Below are 18,953 nucleotides of genomic sequence, written 5' to 3' on the forward strand. Positions count from 1 at the left end.
CGTAGCCTGCGCGCGCCGGTCGTCTTCCGCTTCGAGCAGCCCCCCGTGGGGGCGCGTCCGTCGCGTCCCCTCCCCGCGCCCGGCCAGGGTGTCGCGGGGGCCGCGGCCCCGGGTCGCCGCCGTGCGCGCCGCCATGATCGCCGCGCCGGGCTGCGCCATGAACGCGCCGAGGTCCAGCCCCGACGCCGTGGCGGCATAGGGGCGGAACGGCCCCTCGGCGGGGGGATCGATGCCGAGCAGTTGAAACGTGCGTCCGTCCGCGCCGTCGGCCGTCACGTAGCCCGCCACCACCGGCGCGGCGTCTCGGATGCCGAGGTCAACGCGCAGGCGTCGGTAGACCGCTTCGGGCAAGCCCTCCTCCGTCCCGCCGACGATCTGATGCGTCGCCTTCCCCGTGACCGTCTCCGCCGAAAGCTCGAAAGCCTGCCGCGCGCTCCCGTTGGCCAGGTCGATGGCCACCACCACCGCCACCCCCAGCGCCACGCCGAGGATCGACAGCGCCAGCAGCCACGGATGCCGGAGCAGATACCGAAGGCTGGAGCGAAAAAGAAGGGGACTCATGGGCGCATTTCGAAAGAGAAAGCCGCGTCAGGCCCGGAGGTGGGCGGGCGCGCCCGCTTCGAGCACGCCGCCCCGGAGCGTGAAGATGCGATCCGAGACGTCGAGGAAGTCGCGGTCGTGCGTGACGACGAGCATCGTGGCGCCCGCCTTTCGGACGAGGCGGTGGAGCATCTCCATCACCTGCCGCCCCGTGTCGTAGTCGAGGTTGCCCGTCGGTTCGTCGGCGAGGACGAGGCGGGGATCATGGGCGAGCGCACGGGCGACGGCCACGCGCTGCTGCTCGCCGCCCGAGAGGCGGTCGGGGAAGCTGTTCCCCCGGTCGCCGAGACCCACCTCATCGAGGAACGCGAGTGCCTTGTCCCGCTCCGCCGTCCCCGTGCGCCCGCTCAGTTCGAGGGGCAGGAGCACGTTCTCGGCCACGGTCAGCGTCGGGATCAGGTTGAAGGACTGAAAGACGAAGCCGATGTGCAGGCGGCGGAAACGCGTGCGTTCCTCTTCCGAGAGCCGCGTCAGGTTCGTCCCGCCGACGATCACCTCGCCGTCGGTGGGCCGGTCGATGCCGCTGATGAGGTTGAGGAGGGTGCTCTTGCCCGAGCCGCTGCGCCCCACCAGCGCCACGAACGCGCCCCGCGCGATGTCGGCGTCGACGCCGCGCAACACCACACGCTCGCGCTCGCCCTCGCGATACGTCTTCGTCAGACGCCGCAACCGCACCAGCGTCTCCCGCCCCGCCGTTTCCGCCCGTACGCGCTCGTTCATGCGCCTGAGAGGTCCGCTTCATCGACGGCGTGCGCCCCTCGCACACCCGACCTCTCGGACGCCCGTCCCCGGCGAAAGTTCGACCGCCGCCGCCCCTGCACAAAGCCGGGACGCCCCGTAAGGACGCCCCGGCTTTGCGGCATGGAGGGAGGACGTGTTTACACGACTCCGTAGGCCGGCATCGCGTCGGCCACTTTGACGAAGCCCGCATGTTCGCGGCTTCCCCGAGGGGTCGTCACACGACTCCGTAGGCCAGCATCGCGTCGGCCACTTTGACGAAGCCCGCGATGTTCGCGCCCTTCACGTAGTCGCAATACCCGTTCGTCGAGCCGTATTCCAGGCATTGCTCGTGGATGCGCTGCATGATCTCCTGCAGCTTCTCCTCCACCTGTTCGCGCGTCCACGTCAGGCGCATCGAGTTCTGCGTCATCTCCAGACCGGAGATGGCCACGCCGCCCGCATTGGCCGCCTTGCCCGGCCCGAAGAGAATCCGTGCCTCTTCGAAGAGCTTCGTGGCCTCATACGTGGTGGGCATGTTCGCCCCCTCCGAGACGAGGTAACACCCGTTCTCGAGCAACGCCCGCGCGTCTCCGGCCGTGATCTCGTTCTGCGTGGCCGAGGGGAAAGCCAGATCGCACGGCACGTTCCACGGCTTTTCACCCGGATAATAGGCACAACCGAACGCGTCCGCGTATTCCTTGATGCGCCCGCGCCGGTTGTTCTTCAGATCCATGACGAAGTCGAGCTTCTCGCGCGTGATCCCGTCCGGGTCGTAGATGAAGCCCGACGAATCCGAGAGCGTGACCACTTTTGCGCCGAGGTGGATCAGTTTCTCGGTGGTGTACTGCGCCACGTTGCCCGAGCCGGAGACGAGGCACGTCTTGCCGTCGAGGGTCTTGCCGCGGGTCTTGAGCATTTCGGCCGCGAAGTAGACGTTGCCATAGCCGGTGGCCTCGGGGCGGATGAGGCTTCCGCCGTACGAGAGACCCTTGCCCGTCATGGTTCCGGTGAACTCGTTCTTCAGCCGCCGGTACTGCCCGAAGAGATAGCCGATCTCACGCGCGCCCACCCCGATGTCGCCGGCGGGCACGTCCACGTTCTTGCCGATGTGCCGGAAGAGTTCGCTCATGAACGACTGGCAAAAACGCATCACCTCGGCGTCCGACTTGCCCTTCGGGTCGAAGTCGGAGCCGCCCTTGCCGCCGCCCATCGGCAGGCCCGTCAGGCTGTTCTTCAGGATCTGTTCGAAGCCGAGGAATTTCAGGATGCTCAGGTTCACCGACGGGTGAAAACGCAGCCCGCCCTTGTACGGCCCGATGGCGCCGTTGAACTGCACGCGATAGCCCCGATTGATCTGAACGTTGCCCTCATCGTCCTCCCACGTCACCCGGAACATGATGACGCGATCGGGCTCGGTCATCCGTTCGAGAATGCGCGCCCGCGCGTATTCCGGATGCGTCTCGATATACGGAAGCACCTTCTCCGACACTTCCCGCACCGCCTGATGAAACTCAGGCTCGCCCGGGCTGCGCGCCTCGAGGTATTTCATGAACATATCGAGATCTGACATAACCGCTTCCATGGACTTTCTCCGTTTGTTGGGGTGGAAAACCGGATGTTTTTTGATCTATGGACACGTCATCTGCCCCATGCGGCCGGGTTGCTTTCAGGGTTTTTCGGAAGCGCTTCCAGTCGCATGACTGCGGGAAAATGATCGGGACATGAAGGGGACGGCAGCGTGAAAAAGGACGGGCGTTTCGCCACGGAGCATATCATTTGCCCCGGTGGCCCCGCTGCGTCAGGATAGGCGCGCCCACGACGCAGCAGCGTCTGGTCTGGTCTGTTTTTTCGGACGCATGAAACGTTACGTCGTTTGAAAATCATTGTCAAGCGCCTTTTCCGGTCTCGAAACGCCCTCGCACGACGGCGGCCCGTCTCTTTTTTAAACGAAGCGTTCTCGCATATTTTCGCGCCGCGCGCGTCGAACCGTGAAAAAGGCGAAGCGCGCCTTCCTCACGAAATTCCGACGTCTTCCTCGCTGCTCGGTTGCGTGAAAGGTCGTGCGCGCCGCGCCGGGCGTCCGTCGGCTATTGCCCGATACGTCCGTAGTCGGATGCGAGGACCGGCGCGCGAGGGAATGCCCGGCAAGCCCACCCGCACGGCGCGCCTCCGTGCTCCCCGTGCCGCGCGGAACCGAACGGTTCGCCGACGTTCTAACCCTCCCCCGCACCGCCCCTTCCCGCACTCATCCCGAACGCTCCGTGCCCGGTCCCGACACCGCCCTTCGCTACCTCGACCCCGTCATCATCTCGCAACTCAAGAACATGGAGATGCGGGCGCGGCTCATCGTGGAAGGCTTCATCACCGGCCTCCACAAAAGCCCGTACCACGGCTTCTCCGTCGAGTTTGCCGAGCACCGCCCGTACAACCCCGGCGACGAGCTGCGGCACGTGGACTGGAAGGTCTACGCCAAGACGGACCGGCACTACGTGAAGCAGTACGAGGAAGAGACCAACCTCCGGCACTACGTCGTGCTCGACACTTCGCCGTCGATGCGGTACCGGCACACGGCCCCGCTCTCGAAGCTCGAATACGGGTCGTACCTCGCCGCCGCGCTCCATTTTCTCATGATCAAACAGCGCGACGCCTCCGGGCTGATCGCGTTCGACGAGAAGATCCACACGCTGCGGCCTCCGAAGAGCACGCCGGGCTATCTCCGGCAACTGCTCGCCACGCTCCAGCGCCTCTCCGGTGCGCCCCCCGCCGAGACCCGCCGGACCAGCGCCGCATCCGTGCTCAACGAAGTCGCCGAGCGCATTTCCCGCCGCTCGCTCGTGGTGGTCATCACCGACCTCTTCGAAAACGTCGCCGCGCACGAGGATCTGCTGAAAGCGCTCCGCCACCTCCGCTATCGCGGGCACGAGGTGCTCGTCTTCCACGTGCTCGAAAGCGAGACCGAACGGCTCTTCCGCTTCCCCGACGTGCCCATGCTCTTCCGCGACGTGGAGACCGGCGAGGAGATCACCCTCCAGCCGGCACAGTTGCGCGAGAACTACGCCGAGGCCGTACAGGCCTTCAGCGAACGCTTCCGCCGCCGCTGCCGCGAGTTCAACGTCGACTTCCTCGAACTCGACACCGGTCAGCCGTACAATACGGCCCTGCTCGCCTATCTGAACAAACGCCGCAACCTGATCTGAACGGCCCCGGGCCGCGAAGGAGAAAAACGTTCGAACGCCGGGTCGGTTGAAACTACGGCCCCGATCGTCCGAAGAAAACGGAGGCCGAGCGACGCTCCCCCCGCATCATAAACGCCCGTGCGGAATCGTTATGCATGGGCTTCGCACGCGCGCTCCCCCGCCCGCTTTCCTTTCACCATCAGCCTCCCGCACACATGCACGTTTCCCATCGACTTCTCGCTGCGTGTTTTCCGGCGGCGCTGTGGCTCTTCGCAGCCCCCGCCGCGCTCTTCGCCCAGACCGGCGACGCCCCTGCGCGCATAGCCTCCCCGGGCGCCACGCCCACCGTCTTCGACGCGCCGGAGGTCGTGGAGCGATACCAGGCCACCATCACGCCCGAGGACCTCGCCGCGCACCTCTACCTCTTCGCCTCCGACCTCTTCGAAGGACGCGAGACGACCACGCGCGGGCAGAAGCTCGCCGCCCGCTACCTCGCCGCGCAGTACCAGAAAATGGGCCTCGAACCCCGGGGAACCGCCGAGACGGACGACCCGAGGGCGCCGGAGCGGTACTTCCAGCCTTTCTCGGTCTATGGACGGCGGCTGCGTCAGGCGCGCCTGACGGTGAACGCCGACGGCGCCTCGACGACGAGCGTCTTCTCGCCCACCGAGCATGACGACCAGGCCTACTTCGCCTTCGGCGCCGTGCCCGAAGTCAGCGCCGGCGTGGTCTTCGGCGGCTACGGCATCGCCGACGACGCGCTCGGCTTCAACGAGTACGCCGCGCTGCAAGCACAGGGCATCGACTACTCCGATAAGTGGCTGCTCATCCTCCGGGATGAACCGCTCAAGGACGCCGACACGAGCCTCCTCCCCACGCCCGACCATGCGCCCTCGTCGTGGACTACGGAGAACGCCAACGTCAAGCTGCGACACCTCATGCAGGGCGGGCTGCCCCGGGGCATCCTCCTCGTGAACGACGTCGGGCCGCGCGCCGACAAGAGCGTGGCCGAGGGGGCCGCCGAGGCCGCCGCGCGGCTGGGCGGCGTGGGCAACCTTTCGCTCCAGCCGCAGAGCGGAGGCTTCCAGTTTCCCCCCATCTATGTGATCTCCTCGGCGCTCGCCGACCGGATCCTCGCCCCCACGGGCCGCACCCTCGCCGAGGTGAAAGCCGAGATCGACACGCGCCTGGAGCCGGTCGTCTTCGAAGTGGAAGGGGCGACGGTCGAAAGCAAGCTCTCGTATGAAACGTACGAGGCGACTACCGAGAACGTGATCGCCTTCATCGAAGGCTCCGATCCCGCACTCAAGGACGAGGTCGTCGTCGTCTCCTCGCACTATGACCACATCGGCAGGACGCAGGGCGAGGGCGACACGATCAACAACGGCGCGGACGACGACGGCTCGGGCACAGTCTCCGTCCTCGAAATCGCCGAGGCCTTTGCCCGGGCGAAGGCCGACGGCTACGGCCCCCGCCGCTCGGTCCTCTTCCTCAACGTCACCGGAGAGGAAAAGGGGCTGCTCGGCTCGCAGTACTTCACGGACACCGAGCCGGTCGTCCCGCTCGAAAACATCGTCACCGATCTCAACATCGACATGATCGGCCGCCGCGACCCCACCTATCCCGGCGACCGGCCCGACAACTACGTCTATATCATCGGCTCGAACCTGATCTCCCGGGAACTGCACGAGATCAACGAGAAGGTCAATCAGGTCACCGGCCTCGACCTCGACCTGAACGAGCGCTTCAACACGAAAGACGACCCGAACCAGTTTTACCGCCGCTCCGACCACTGGAACTTCGGCAAGCACAACATCCCGTTCATCTTCTTCTTCAACGGCACGCACGAGGACTACCACGGCCTCGACGACGAGCCGGAGAAGATCGACTACCCGCAGATGGCCAACCGCGCCCGGCTGATCTTCGCCACGGCATGGCAGGTGGCCAACCAGGACGCGCCGCCGGCCGTCTCGGGCCAGGGATTCAATTAGGAACCCGGCGACCTCCCCCGGAGGTTTGCATCCGGCAGAAGCACACGAGAGGCAGGGGCGGCCGGCGGGTCGTCCCTGCCTGCGTTCATGGGGGGCGCCTCGAAGAGCGGGCAACCCAAGGGCGCGCCCGCGCGTTGCCTTTCCACATAAATTCGCGCCGGGACGGAAGCGTTTCCGTATATTCGCCCGCACCCTTTCACTTCTCGTCCCACGCATCCATGGCAAAGCAAGACACACCGGTTCTCCGCACCCGCGGTCTCGAAGGCGTCGTAGCGCTCGACTCCTCCCTCTCGTTCATCGACGGGAAAAAAGGAGAGCTGATCTATCACGGCTACAACATCTTCGACCTGGCCGCGCACACCTCCTTCGAGGAAGTCGCCTATCTGCTGTGGAACGGTCGCTTGCCCGACCGTCGCGAGCGCGACGAGCTCATGCAGCACCTTCAGACCGAGCGCGAGTTGCCGCCGATGGTGACGGACCTCTTGCGCATGACTCCGGAAGACGCCAACCCGATGGCCGCTCTCCGCACGTCCGTCTCCGCGCTCGCCCTCTTCGACGCCGAAGCCGACGTCCATTCCCCCGAAGCCAACTATCGCAAGGCCATCCGCCTGACGGCCCGCATCCCGACGATCATCGCCGCCTTCGATCGGCTGCGCAAGGGGCTCGAACCCGTGCGCCCCCTCCGGCGCGGCTCCACCGCCTTCGACTTTCTCTATATGCTCAACGGCGAGGAACCCGGGAGCGCCGCCGAACGCACCTTCGACACGTGCCTCGTCCTCCACGCCGAGCATGGCCTCAACGCTTCCACGTTCACCGCCCGCGTCATCGGCGCGACGCTCTCGGACATGTACTCGGCCATCACCGGGGCCATCGGCGCGCTCAAGGGGCCCCTCCACGGCGGCGCCAACATCGAGGTGATGCGCATGCTCCTCGACATCGACCGCTCGGGCCGCGACCCGGTCGCATACGTGAAGGAAAAGCTCGCCCGAAAAGAGCGCATCATGGGCTTCGGACACCGGGTCTACAAAACGCTCGACCCGCGCGCGGCCATCCTCCGCGAGATGGTCGAAGAGCTCAGCGAGGAACGCGGGCAACGCAAGTGGTACGAGTACAGCGTGAAGATCATGGAGACGATGGAGCGCGAGAAAGGACTCTATCCGAACGTGGACTTCTTCAGCGCCTCGGTCTATCACATGCTCGGCCTCGACTCCGACCTCTTCACCCCGATCTTCGCCATGAGCCGCGTCACCGGATGGACGGCGCACCTGCTCGAACAGTGGAAGGCGAACCGTCTCATTCGTCCCCGCGCCGAATACGTGGGCCCGCGCGACCTGAAGGTCAAGCCCATCGACGAGCGATAGTCGGAGCTGCGTTCCTCCGCGCGCCGCCTTTCACGAGCGCGCACCGCAACGATTCGGGGCGGGGCTTCGTACGAGTCCGAGCACGCATCTTCTCTCCTTCACGCCCCCTGCGCCATGGAAACGAAGCATCGACCCACCGAAGCGGAAACCGCCCTCGACGCCCTCCCTGAGGACCTGCCTCAGGAAACCGAGTATCCGAAAGCCAACCTCGTCAAGCGCTTCATCGCGCATTTCCTCGACAGCCTCGTGGCCGCCTTTGCCGCCGTTCTCGTCGGGCTCATCTCCGGCTCGCTCGGCGGCATCACCGGCGCGCTCTATTTCCTCTTCCGCGACGGGCTTTCGCTCGACTTTATGGATCAGCGTTCCCTCGGAAAGCGGATCATGAAGCTCCGCCCCGTCAGGCTCGACGGCGCGCCGATGGATCTCGAAGCCTCCTTCCGCCGCAACTGGATGTGGGCGCTCGGCGGGCTCTCCTCCAGCGCCTTTTTCGGGCTTGGCACGATCCTCGGAATCACCGCCGCCGCCATCGGACTGTACGAGGTCTACAAGGTCGTCACCGACCCGCGCGGCCGTCGTCTGGGCGACGAGATGGCCGGCACCCAGGTCATCGAAGTGGACGCATGAACCGGGCGCGTCAATACGTGTCGTCGAGCGCGAAGACGGGCTTGCGTTTCATCCACCGGCCGCGCGTGAAGTCGGGAAACGCCTGCGGGGCGCCGCCTGCGGCAATGGAACGCTCCGAGAGCGGACTGATGGCGCTCCATGCCGCCGCGTCATAGGCGTCGAGCGGCGTCGGCTCCCGACGCTTGACGGACTCGACGAAGGCGTGCAGGACGAAGAAGTCCATGCCGCCATGCCCCGCGCCTTCGGCGTGCGAGGCGTACTTCTTCCACAGCGGATGATCGTACCGGTCGAGGTACGGCTGCGCAGGCTCCCACCGATGCTCCGGGCTTTTCCCTTCGAGGTAAATCGACCGGTTGACGTCCATCCACAGCCCTTCGGTCCCCTGCACGCGGAAGCCGAGCGAGTACGGGCGCGGCAGGTTCGTGTCGTGGCTGACGATGATCGACTCCTCGTTTTGCGTCCGGATGACCGTCGTGATCACGTCGCCGAGCTTGAAACGGACCTTCGCGTTCGGATGGTCTTCGCCCGCCCGGTCGACGATGTACTTGTGGAGGCCCCGGCTCTTCGTAGCCGTGGACGTGAGCGAGACGAAGCGGTTGCCCCGGTTGACGTCGAGCATCGTCGCCACCGGACCGGCGCCGTGCGTGGGATAGAGGTCGCCGTTCCGATGGACGGAGTGATACGTGCGCCACTTCGCCTCCGAGAAGCCTTTCTCGCCGAACTCGACGCCGCCGCCGTAGGGCTGTTTGCCATTGTTGAACTTGACGTTCCGGAGGTCGTGCTGATAGCCGCATTCCAGATGCACGAGTTCACCAAAGACGCCTTGCCGCACCATGTTCAGCACGGCCATCACGTCCCGCCGATAGCACACGTTTTCGAGGATCATGCACGGCATACCGGTTTCCTCGGAGGTGTTCACGAGGTCCCAGCATTCGGGCAGGGTGTTTGCCGCCGAGACCTCCACGCCCGCGTACTTCCCCGCCTGCATCGCCGCGACGGCCATCGGCGTGTGCCACAGCCACGGTGTGGCGATGACGACGGCGTCCATCTCGTCCATGGCGACCATGTCGAGGAACGCGTACTCGCCGTCGGTGAAGGCGGGGACGGCGGGCCGTCCGGCCTCGGCGATCATCGCCTGCGCTTTCGCCACGGCGTCGGGGTCGATGTCGCAGATGGCCGCCACCGTCACGTCGTCGCGCCGAAGGGCAAGGCTGAGGTGGCTTCGCCCGCGCAGGCCCACGCCGATGAAGCCGAGGCGGGCCGTCCGGTCGTCGCGGCCCCGGAGGATGGCGGGCGCGTCTTCGGCGGCGACGCGGGAGGCGCCCACGGTGGCTCCGACGCCCGCCACCGCGCCGGCTTTGAGAAACGTTCTTCTGTCCATGAGGATCGGGGGAAAGGAGAGGATGGGCCGATAAACGGATACGTCAAGATAAACAAGCCCGGATTAATGGGAAGGCGCGAACGGACAAAAAAGCATACCCGAGGCTGCCCCGTTCGGGCAATGTTAAACATAAATTGAAGCTCATGACGCCGGAAACGTGTAAGACTCCGGAAAGGAAATCATCGAATCCAACCAACGGGTGATCCTCATGCCGCAGACGTTGAAAGTGCGCAAATTCGGCGGATCGCTTGGGTTTATCATTCCCAAAGCGATTGCCGAGACGATGTCCCTTCAGGAGGGCGATGAGCTTTTCGTCTCCGTCACGCACGACAGCCTGAACATCACGCCCTACGATCCGGATTTTGCTTCGGCGCTGGAAGACGCGCGCGAATTTATGCGCACCCACCGGGACGCTTTCCGAGAACTGGCCCGATGAGTGCTCTTCCCGATGAGCCGATCCGGCTCACGGTTACGCAGGCGAAAATGCTTCATGCCGAAACACTTCGGTTGTTCGGGGGCGCTCCGGGACTGCGTGACGAGGGCCTCCTTCAAAACCCCATCGCCAAACCCCGGCAGTTGTTCGCGTATGGAGACGCGCCGTCGATCTTCCACCTGGCGGCTGCCTATGGCTACGGCCTGGCCAAAAACCACGCGTTTGTCGATGGCAACAAGCGCACAGCATTGCTTGCGATGCGTGCTTTTCTCTTCAGAAACGGTTATGCCTTTAACCCCGACCCGGTAGAAACGGCAACCATGATAGAGGGCGTCGCCGGCGGAACGGTGTCCCGGGACCTTCTGGCGGCGTGGCTGCGAAAGCATACACGGGCGCGCGGAGAAACGCAGCGATCCGCCTTCATGGCCGCGCCTCGCTCATGAGCGCCGGGAGGTTTCCGTCCGGATCGCGGAAAAAGGCCATCCACAGCTCATGGTCGGCCATGGCGGCGACGAGGTGAGGCGCAGCCTCAAACGCGACGCCGCGCGCCGTCAGCGCTTCGAAGGCAGCCGGGAGATCGACGACCCTGAGATAGAGGACCGAGCCGCTGCCTTCCGACCGACCTCCGGCCGAAGCGTCGAGCATGAACCGAACGCCGGAGCAGTCGAAGAACCTGAGGCCGGGCGGCGCCTGAAAGAGGAACCGCATCCCGAGCGTCTCGCGATAGAAAGCGACGGCCTGCTCGATATCGCGGACCGGGACGGCCGGCTGCCCGATCTCGGTCAAGCCGAAGTCTGAAGGGGTGGACGCGCTCATGAAGACCTCCGTTGTACGGTCTCGGACGCGCCACACGCTGCCGTTCCTCGTCGAGCGGCGACGCGACGCATGAAGCAAGCAACGGGGCGCCGATGAAAGAGGCAAGCCGCGACCGGCGGCGCGGCCCGGAGAAAGCCGGACGCCCCGCGCTCCGCTCCGGATCTTTGCGGTAAAGTGCGGGGTAAGCCTTGCACGTCTCGGACCGGCCTTCTATGTTGCCTCGTGTCCGACCATCCAGAACGTTTGCCATCCGCGTGTTGCCCGTATGTCGAGCCAGAGGTATCTCGTCACCGCCCGCAAGTATCGCCCGCAGCTCTTCCGCGAGGTCGTCGCGCAGGAGCACGTCACCGAAACGCTGAAGAACGCGATCCGATTGGACCGGCTGGCGCATGCGTACCTGTTCAGTGGCCCGCGCGGGGTGGGCAAGACGACGGCGGCGCGCATCCTGGCCAAGGCGATCAACTGCACCACGCCGCCCGACGAGCGCGAGGACGCGACCGAGCCGTGCCGCCGGTGCGACTCGTGCCGGTCGTTCGAAGAAGGGCGCAACCTGAACATCATCGAGATCGACGCGGCTTCGAACAATAAGGTCGAGGACATCCGCGAGCTGCGCGACACGGTGCGCATCCCGCCGCAGGGCAACCGCAAGAAGGTCTACATCGTGGACGAGGTGCACATGCTCTCGAACGCGGCCTTCAACGCGCTCTTGAAGACGCTCGAAGAGCCGCCGCCGTACGTGCTGTTCATCTTCGCCACCACCGAGCCGCACAAGGTGCTCCCGACGATCCTCTCGCGATGCCAGCGCTTCGACTTCCGCCGCATCGCCGTGCCCGAGATCATCGAGCAACTCCGGCACATCTGCGCCGAGGAGGACATCACCGCCGACGACGCCGCGCTCATGCTCATCGCCCGCAAAGGCGACGGAGCGCTCCGCGACGCCCTCTCCGTCTTCGACCAGGCCGTTTCCCTGTGCGGAACCGACCTTCGGCACGACGAACTGGCGAGCGCCCTCGGCGTCGTGGACATCGACCTTTTCTTCGACATCACGCAGAACGTCGTCGCGCGCGACGGCGCGAGCATGATCCGCCAGGTCGAGCGCATCGTCCGCGCCGGATATGACCTTCAGGAGTTCGTCGACGGGCTGGCCGAGCATCTGCGCAATCTGCTCGTGGCCCGCACGATGCCCGATCCCTCGCTCATCGAGGCGGTGGAGGCCACGCGCCGCCGGTACGCCGAGCACAGCCGCGCCTTCACCGAAGCCGACCTGCTGCGGCTACTGATGATCGTCGCCGGGGCCGAGGAGGCCCTGCGCTCGAGTCGCCAGCCGCGCCTCCATCTGGAGATGACGTTGCTGAAGATGGCCGCGCTCAGCCACACCACCGACCTGCGCGAAGCCCTGACCCGGCTCGATCGGATGGAGCGCATGGTCGAGAAGGGCGAACGTCCGGCCCATCTTTCCCGGGCCGTCGCCGCCCCGCCCGTTCCCGCGCCAAAGTCGGCCGAAACGCGGACGCCCGCCCCATCGCCGCCGCCCGCGCCCCATCCTGCCGAAACCGCGCGCGTGCAAGAAGCCCCGCCCCATCCCGCCGAAACCGCGCGCGAGCAAGCCCCGCCTCACCCCGCCGAAACGCAGCCGACCGCAGCGAAACGCCCCGCCGCACCGGAACCGCCGGAACCCGGCGTGAAGGAAGACGACGTCCCCTATGCCCCGCAGGCGCCTCGCCCGGCCCCGGCGCCGGCGCGCTCCGAGGCCCCTGCCGCCGACGCTCCTGCGCCCGACCTGTACCCGAGCCTCTTTGGCACGCCCGCGCTCAAGAAAAAGACACCGCGCAATGGCGGTTCCGCCCCGAACGCCTCCGCCGCTACCGCCGTGATCGAGGCCGAGGCGCCGGCGGCCGTCGTCGCCGGGGCGCCGCCGATGCTTCGCCGGATCGAGGCCGTCTGGCCGTCGTATGTGCAGGCCGTCACCCGTGCGCGCATCCACGTGGGCGCCCTGCTCCAGCACACCGCCCCCCTCGACGCACGCGACGGCGTCGTGCGGATCGCCGTGCCCGATGCTTTCCACCAGCGGCTCCTCAATAACCAGCACGACTTTCTCCTCACACACCTGCGCTCCGCCACAGACGAGGACGTCCGCCGGCTCCAGTTCGTCATCCGTCCGGATGCGCCTGCCGACACGCCGGGCGAGCCTGATCCGGAAATCGACCTGATGACGTACTTTCAGCGCAAACGTGAGGAAAACCCCGTCCTTCGGGCGATTTTCGAGCAGTTCGGCGGCGAGATCTCCTGGTGAACCACGGCCCGCCGCCCCCGTACGATCCCCCACATTCCAAACCAACGCAGGCATTCCCATGGAAGGATTGAATATGGCCGACATGTTCGGAAAGATGATGGAGATGCAACAGAAGATGGCCGAGGCTCAGGAAAAGCTGGCCCAGCAGACCGTCACCGCCGAAGCCGGCGGCGGCATGGTCAAGGTGACCGCCAACGGCCTGCAGCGCATCACCGCGCTCAAGCTCGAACCGGGCATCATCGACCCGAGCGATCCCGAGTTGCTCGAAGACCTCATCATTGCCGGTGTGAACAAGGCGCTTGACGAGGCGGCGGCGCTGGCTCAGCGCGAGATGCAGCAGGCCGCGGGCAACTTCCTCCCGCCCGGTCTCGACCTCGGGCAGATGGGGCTTTGAAGGCTGCCGGAGGCGTCCCTCATCCGGCGCGCATGACGCGATGGTGTCACCGCCGCGCGATAGTTTGCGCCCGGCGCGGAACGTCATAAAGAACCGAGATCCATGCAATTCACATCCGAATCCGTCGAGATGCTGGTGGAGCAGTTTACCAGGCTGCCGACCATCGGGCGCAAGACGGCGCAGCGGCTGGCGGCATTTGTGCTGAAGATGCCGCGCGAGGAGGTGGTCGAACTGGCGAAAGCGCTCGTGGCCGTCAAGGACCGCGTGCGGCAATGTGCCGTCTGCTTCAATGTCTCCGACGAAGACCTCTGCCCCATCTGCCGCTCCACCCGGCGGGACCACCGGGTGATCTGCGTCGTCGAGGAGCCGAACGACGTGCTCGCGCTCGAACGCACAAACGAATATTACGGCGTCTACCACGTGCTCGGCGGCGTCATCTCACCGCTCGACGGCGTCGGGCCGGACGATCTGCGCATCCGCGAGCTCGTCGCCCGCGTCCACCCGGACTTTCGCGCGATGACGACTCCCGACGAGACGGTGCGCGAGCCCGCCCCTTCCTTCGGCGGCGACGAGCCGCCTCCCGTCAAGGAAGTGATCCTCGCCATGAACCCGAACGTGGAGGGAGACACCACGGCGTATTACCTCTCGCAACTGCTCAAGCCGTTCGACGTGCGTGTGACCCGCATCGCCCGCGGGCTCCCCATCGGCGGCGACCTCGAATACGCCGACGAGGCCACGCTCTCCCGCGCCCTCGAAGGCCGGGTTACGCTGTGACACGGGGATTCTGACGTTTCGGCTTGCCCCAGGCCGCCGCAGGTGCGATCTTCGGGCTTCGCGTCCTTCGAACCTCCTTCGCCGTTATGCTGTCTCGCCGTGGCGCGCTGGCGCTCCTTCTGCCCGTCCTCGCGATCCTGCTCGGATACGTGCTCTACCCGAGCCTGCGCATGTTCGTGACGGGCCTGACGTGGGAGAACTATACGACGATCTTCTCTTCGTGGCGTTCGGCGAACGTGCGGGCGTTGACCACGTCGGTGTGGATCTCGCTCACGACGGTGCTCGGCGCGGGCGTGCTCGGGACCACGCTGGCCTACCTCTTCTTCCGTTTCGACTTCCCGCTTCGCCGCACGCTCATGGCGCTGGCGGCCTTGCCGCTGGCCCTGCCGCCGCTCGTGGGCGTGCTCGCCTTCCTCTTCCTCTACGGCGAGAGCGGCATCCTCCCGCGCAGCCTGCAGGCCCTCTTCCACCTCGAGGCCGTGCCGTTTTCGTTCGAAGGGCTGTGGGCCGTGTGGCTCGTCCACGTCTACTCGATGTACGTGTATTTCTACCTCTTCGTCACCGCCGCGCTGCGGGGCGTGGACCGGAGCCTGCTCGAAGCCGCCGCCGACCTCGGCGCGCCCCCGGCGATGACGTTCCGGCGCGTGGTGCTTCCGCTCCTCCGTCCCTCGCTCGTGAGCGCCTCGCTGCTCGTCTTCATGGTGTCGATGGCCTCGTTCACGGCCCCCCTCCTCTTTGCCGGGACGGACAACTTCCTCACGCTCCAGATCTACAACTACAAGACGAACGGCGACCTCGAGCTCTCCGCCGCCGTCTCGACGGTGCTCACGCTCATCTGCCTCGTCTTCCTCCTCCTGATCGAGTTCGGTCCTCGCCGGGGGAGCGGGACGGGCGCGGCCAAAGGCGCTTCGCCGCCGCCGTTGCCGGTGCGGAGCGGGTGGGGGCGTGCGCTGGCGCTGACGGGCGCGGGGCTGCTGATCCTCTTCCTCCTCCTGCCCATCGCCACCATCGTGCTCATCTCCTTCGCACAGGAGGGCAGCTGGACGTTTCAGATCTTCCCCGAACGATACACCCTGGCCAACTACCTCGACCTCATCGCCGATCCGGACGTGCTTCAGCCGATCCTCAACAGCCTGCGCATGGCCGCCCTCGCCACGGCGGCGAACGTGGTCTTCGGCGTGGCCGCGGCGCTCTTCATCACCAAAGGCAAGGTGGCCGGGCGCACCCTCGTGCGTCTGCTTACGGCGCTTCCGTTCGCCATCCCCGGCACGGTCATCGCGGTCAACCTCATCCTCACCTTCAACGCGCCGTCGGCCCTCAGCTTCGGGCAGATCCTCGTCGGGAGCTTCTGGATCCTGCCGCTGGCCTACTTCGTGCGCAACGTCCCGCTCGTCGTCCGCGCCACGACGGCGGCGCTCGAAGGCTTCGACGACCGTCTCAGCGAAGCCTCCGCCGACCTCGGGGCGCCCTTCTTCACCACGTTCCGGCGCGTCGTCCTCCCCGTGATCGGCCCCGGCATCCTGGCCGGCACGCTCCTGACGTTCGTGGCCGCGCTCGGCGAGTTCGTCTCCTCGATCATGCTCTACGTCTTCGACAACCGTCCCATCAGCGTCGAGATTCTGGCGCAGCTCCGCATCTACGACTTCGGTGCGGCGGCGGCCTACAGCGTCTTCCTGATGCTCATGATCGCCCTCTCGACGCTTCTCGTGCGCCGCATGGGCACGCCGCGCGCCTCCGTCGCCGAGATTTTCTGAGGCGGGCACTTCCACCTCGGTGCTTTTTTCAATTCTTCCCGAAGGCCGTCTCGCCGGTACGTCCGCGATCCGTATCTTGACGCCCGTGCGTGACATCATTGGACTCTACCGAGGGCTTTCATGAAAATCACTGTGATCGGCGCGGGCGCCATCGGGTCCGCCATCGCGTATGACCTGGCGCATCGGGCGGAAGTGACGCAGGTGCAGGTGTGCGACGCCCATGCCCGGTCCCTCCGGAGGCTGCACGACACCGTCGAAAGCCCCAAGCTGCATTCCTACCAGGTAGACGCGCGCGACCAGAACGTGCTGCGTCCGATCCTCGAAGGCAGCGCGTGCGTCATCGGCTCGGTGTCCCCGCAGATGAACCCGGCGCTCGCCCGGCTGTGCCTGGAACTGGGCATCCATTTCTGCGACCTCGGCGGCAACGACGATATCGTCCGCGAGGAGCTCGCGCTCGACGAAGAGGCGAAGGAGCGGGGCATATGGATCGTGCCGAACTGCGGCCTTGCGCCGGGGCTCATCAACATCCTGTGCCTGCTGGGCGTCAGCCAGTTCGACGCCGTCGAGGCCGCCTACCTGCGCGTGGGCGACGTGCCGCTCCACCCCGAGCCGCCGTTCAACTTCCGGATCTCCTGGTCGGCCAACAAGGTCATCGACGACTACACGAACCCCGTCCACCGCATCGAGGAGGGAGACCTCCAGCTGTGCGAGCCCCTGACGCACCTCGAGCGCATCCACTTCGGCGGCTTCCGCACCCTCGAAGCCTTCTGCACGGCGGGCAGCCTGGCCCTGCTCGCCGAAGCCCTCGTGGGCCGGGTCCGAACGCTCGACCACAAGACCGTACGGTGGCCCGGCCACGCCCATCAGATGAGCTTCCTCCTGGGCCTCGGCTTCGGCGAACGGCGCACCATCGACGTGCGCACACACCTGACCTACCGCGACGTGCTCGTCCGCCGCATGACCCAGCGCCTCGGCGGCGATCACGAGGATGCCGTGCTCATGCGCGTGGTCATCCACGGCGAACTCGAGGGCCAAAAGACGTCGCTCGTCTACGAGATGATCGACCGGTACGACGAGACGCAGAAGCTCACCGCGATGAAGCGGTGCACGAGCATCCCCACCGCCACGGTGGCGCTCATGCTCGCCTCCGGACAGGCGCCCGGCAGCGGCGCCGCCCCGCCGGAGCTCGTGGTGCCGAAAGCCATGTATTGCGGCCTGCTCATCGAGCGCGGCCTCACCATCACCTCGACCTGGCGCGACGGCTACGTGGACGTGCGGAAGCCGGAAGGCTGAGAGGCGCGGAGCGGGCAGACGACCGGGGGTGCAAAACTAAGGGCCGGGACCTCACCCGTAGGCCCGGAGCACGGCCCCGTTGAGCGCCGCTCCGGCGTCGGTGCAAAGATACCGGCACAGCGCCACCAGGTCGCCGGCGTCGACGCCGGGCGGGTCGTCGTCGGCATAGCGAATGAACGACGGGGCGACGGCGTGCGCCGTCAGGCCCTCGGCTGCGAACTCCTCCGCCACGGCTTCGACCAGACGAATGATCCCGGCTTTGGCGGCGGAATAGGCCGCCTGCCCGGCGCGCCCCCGGTCGGCGCCCTGCCCCGAGGCGATGCCGATGAGCCGCCCGGAGCGCCCGCGCATGACCCCCGCCGCCGCGCGGAAACACAGAAACGCCGAGGTCAGGTTCACCCGCATGACCCGCTCCCAGTCCATCGCCGAGGTTTCCAGGAAGGGCCGCCCCTCCCACATGCCGGCGGTGTGAATGAGCGCGTCGAGCCTGCCGAAGCGCCGGGCGATCTCCTCGAAGCACGCCGTCACGCGTTCCTCCTCGGTCACGTCGGCGACGAAAACCGCCGCAGCGCCCGGCAGCGTTTCCGGCGCTTCCCGCACGAGGGCGGCCACCGTCGCACCGTGGGCTTCGAAGCCGCACACCATGCGCCGTCCCAGCCGTCCGGCAGCCCCGGTGATGGCGACGACCTTGCCTTCAAGCGTGTCATGCGCTGGTTTTTTCATCGTGATGAATTGATAAAGATAATATTTTCAGTATTTCACGCACTCCGATCTGCCTGCGAAACGGTCACCCGACCCTGCGTCACCCGGTCCGGGCGCGTGCCATTCAGCCTCCGGACGACGTATGATCGGCGACAATGCGCCAGCCTGCGGGCCGTTTTTCGAAGAGGAGCGTAAAGAGGCCGCCGGCGTCCTCGTAAGCGCCGCCGCGCGTCAGATGCCATCGCCCGAAAACCGTTGTCCAGCGGGGCGAGAGCACGCGGACCTCCAGGCTGTCGAACGTGAGCCTGCCCATGGCCTGCCGATCGGGATACGTCTTGAGATAACGGTCGCGCGTGGTCTGCCAACCGCGCCGCACGGTTCCGCCGGAGGCGAAGCGAAGCGAGTCCGTGCGGGCATAGCCCTCCATGAAGGCTTCGACGTCGCCCCGATTCCACGCGTCGACCTGCCGCCGGAGCACCTCGCGCACCGCGCGCTCCGCATCCTCCGCGTCGAAGGCGGGCTCCGGCGTCGGGTTCCGGCAAGCGAAGGCGGCGAGCAGGACGAGCGACAGCAAAGCGAGGCGCGCGCCCCACAGCCGCGCGCCCAACGTTAACGTTTCCATGAGCGTGACCGATATTTTC

18 protein-coding genes are annotated in these 18,953 nt (G+C 66.4%); 11 read left to right on the top strand and 7 right to left on the bottom strand.

Annotated features, from left to right (window positions below; all coding sequences use genetic code 11):
• From AC1HIY_RS06765 to gdhA, 3 genes are all read right to left on the bottom strand, one after another.
• A partial coding sequence (locus tag AC1HIY_RS06765) for an ABC transporter permease (protein WP_479575960.1) occupies positions 1–561 on the bottom strand: 561 nt, incomplete at its 3' end.
• A gap of 27 nt (positions 562–588) precedes the next feature.
• Positions 589–1,320: an ABC transporter ATP-binding protein gene (locus tag AC1HIY_RS06770; protein ID WP_479575961.1), complete on the bottom strand. Its 732-nt coding sequence runs from the start codon at positions 1,318–1,320 to the stop codon at positions 589–591.
• 235 nt (positions 1,321–1,555) lie between these two features.
• Complete coding sequence (gdhA, locus tag AC1HIY_RS06775) at positions 1,556–2,890, bottom strand: NADP-specific glutamate dehydrogenase (protein WP_479575962.1); 1,335 nt, start codon at positions 2,888–2,890, stop codon at positions 1,556–1,558.
• 691 nt (positions 2,891–3,581) lie between these two features.
• Here gdhA and AC1HIY_RS06780 point away from each other — a divergent pair.
• The 4 genes from AC1HIY_RS06780 to AC1HIY_RS06795 all read left to right on the top strand — a co-directional run bounded on the left by AC1HIY_RS06780 (position 3,582) and on the right by AC1HIY_RS06795 (position 8,472).
• Positions 3,582–4,517 (top strand): DUF58 domain-containing protein, encoded by a 936-nt coding sequence (locus AC1HIY_RS06780; RefSeq protein ID WP_479575963.1) that lies wholly within the window; start codon positions 3,582–3,584, stop codon positions 4,515–4,517.
• Positions 4,518–4,711: 194 nt separating this feature from the next.
• A complete protein-coding gene (locus tag AC1HIY_RS06785) occupies positions 4,712–6,487 on the top strand; it encodes a M28 family peptidase (RefSeq protein WP_479575964.1) in 1,776 nt (591 codons plus the stop codon).
• A 218-nt stretch (positions 6,488–6,705) separates the two neighbouring features.
• Positions 6,706–7,848, top strand: a complete 1,143-nt coding sequence (locus AC1HIY_RS06790) for a citrate synthase (protein WP_479575965.1) — start codon at positions 6,706–6,708, stop codon at positions 7,846–7,848.
• A 114-nt stretch (positions 7,849–7,962) separates the two neighbouring features.
• Positions 7,963–8,472 (top strand): RDD family protein, encoded by a 510-nt coding sequence (locus tag AC1HIY_RS06795; RefSeq protein ID WP_479575966.1) that lies wholly within the window; start codon positions 7,963–7,965, stop codon positions 8,470–8,472.
• A 10-nt stretch (positions 8,473–8,482) separates the two neighbouring features.
• Here the strand turns inward: AC1HIY_RS06795 and AC1HIY_RS06800 are convergent, their stop codons facing one another.
• The gene (locus tag AC1HIY_RS06800; protein ID WP_479575967.1) at positions 8,483–9,853 is read right to left on the bottom strand and encodes a Gfo/Idh/MocA family oxidoreductase; all 1,371 of its coding nucleotides are present in this window, start codon (positions 9,851–9,853) and stop codon (positions 8,483–8,485) included.
• 208 nt (positions 9,854–10,061) lie between these two features.
• Between AC1HIY_RS06800 and AC1HIY_RS06805 the strand changes: the two genes are divergently transcribed.
• Together AC1HIY_RS06805 and AC1HIY_RS06810 are read left to right on the top strand one after the other, a co-directional pair.
• The gene (locus AC1HIY_RS06805) at positions 10,062–10,289 is read left to right on the top strand and encodes an AbrB/MazE/SpoVT family DNA-binding domain-containing protein (protein ID WP_479575968.1); all 228 of its coding nucleotides are present in this window, start codon (positions 10,062–10,064) and stop codon (positions 10,287–10,289) included.
• Positions 10,286–10,729, top strand: coding sequence for a type II toxin-antitoxin system death-on-curing family toxin (locus AC1HIY_RS06810; protein WP_479575969.1), 444 nt, complete (start codon positions 10,286–10,288; stop codon positions 10,727–10,729). The genes AC1HIY_RS06805 and AC1HIY_RS06810 overlap by 4 nt, the downstream gene beginning before the upstream one ends.
• Here AC1HIY_RS06810 and AC1HIY_RS06815 read toward each other — a convergent pair.
• Positions 10,707–11,102 (bottom strand): VOC family protein, encoded by a 396-nt coding sequence (locus AC1HIY_RS06815; RefSeq protein ID WP_479575970.1) that lies wholly within the window; start codon positions 11,100–11,102, stop codon positions 10,707–10,709. The genes AC1HIY_RS06810 and AC1HIY_RS06815 overlap by 23 nt on opposite strands.
• Before the next feature lie 265 nt (positions 11,103–11,367).
• Here AC1HIY_RS06815 and dnaX point away from each other — a divergent pair, with 265 nt between their 5' ends.
• The 5 genes from dnaX to AC1HIY_RS06840 all read left to right on the top strand — a co-directional run bounded on the left by dnaX (position 11,368) and on the right by AC1HIY_RS06840 (position 17,610).
• Complete coding sequence (gene dnaX, locus AC1HIY_RS06820) at positions 11,368–13,395, top strand: DNA polymerase III subunit gamma/tau (protein WP_479575971.1); 2,028 nt, start codon at positions 11,368–11,370, stop codon at positions 13,393–13,395.
• A 58-nt stretch (positions 13,396–13,453) separates the two neighbouring features.
• Positions 13,454–13,789, top strand: a complete 336-nt coding sequence (locus AC1HIY_RS06825) for a YbaB/EbfC family nucleoid-associated protein (RefSeq protein ID WP_479575972.1) — start codon at positions 13,454–13,456, stop codon at positions 13,787–13,789.
• A 102-nt stretch (positions 13,790–13,891) separates the two neighbouring features.
• The gene (locus AC1HIY_RS06830; RefSeq protein ID WP_479575973.1) at positions 13,892–14,563 is read left to right on the top strand and encodes a recombination mediator RecR; all 672 of its coding nucleotides are present in this window, start codon (positions 13,892–13,894) and stop codon (positions 14,561–14,563) included.
• A gap of 86 nt (positions 14,564–14,649) precedes the next feature.
• Positions 14,650–16,317 (top strand): ABC transporter permease, encoded by a 1,668-nt coding sequence (locus tag AC1HIY_RS06835; RefSeq protein ID WP_479575974.1) that lies wholly within the window; start codon positions 14,650–14,652, stop codon positions 16,315–16,317.
• Positions 16,318–16,437: 120 nt separating this feature from the next.
• A complete protein-coding gene (locus AC1HIY_RS06840; RefSeq protein ID WP_479575975.1) occupies positions 16,438–17,610 on the top strand; it encodes a saccharopine dehydrogenase family protein in 1,173 nt (390 codons plus the stop codon).
• Between the two features lie 51 nt (positions 17,611–17,661).
• Here the strand turns inward: AC1HIY_RS06840 and AC1HIY_RS06845 are convergent, their stop codons facing one another.
• Both AC1HIY_RS06845 and AC1HIY_RS06850 read right to left on the bottom strand, forming a co-directional pair.
• Complete coding sequence (locus tag AC1HIY_RS06845; protein ID WP_479575976.1) at positions 17,662–18,333, bottom strand: SDR family NAD(P)-dependent oxidoreductase; 672 nt, start codon at positions 18,331–18,333, stop codon at positions 17,662–17,664.
• A gap of 103 nt (positions 18,334–18,436) precedes the next feature.
• Positions 18,437–18,934: a YybH family protein gene (locus AC1HIY_RS06850; RefSeq protein ID WP_479575977.1), complete on the bottom strand. Its 498-nt coding sequence runs from the start codon at positions 18,932–18,934 to the stop codon at positions 18,437–18,439.
• Positions 18,935–18,953: the final 19 nt, after the last annotated feature.

The organism is Rhodocaloribacter sp. (genome assembly GCF_056451265.1).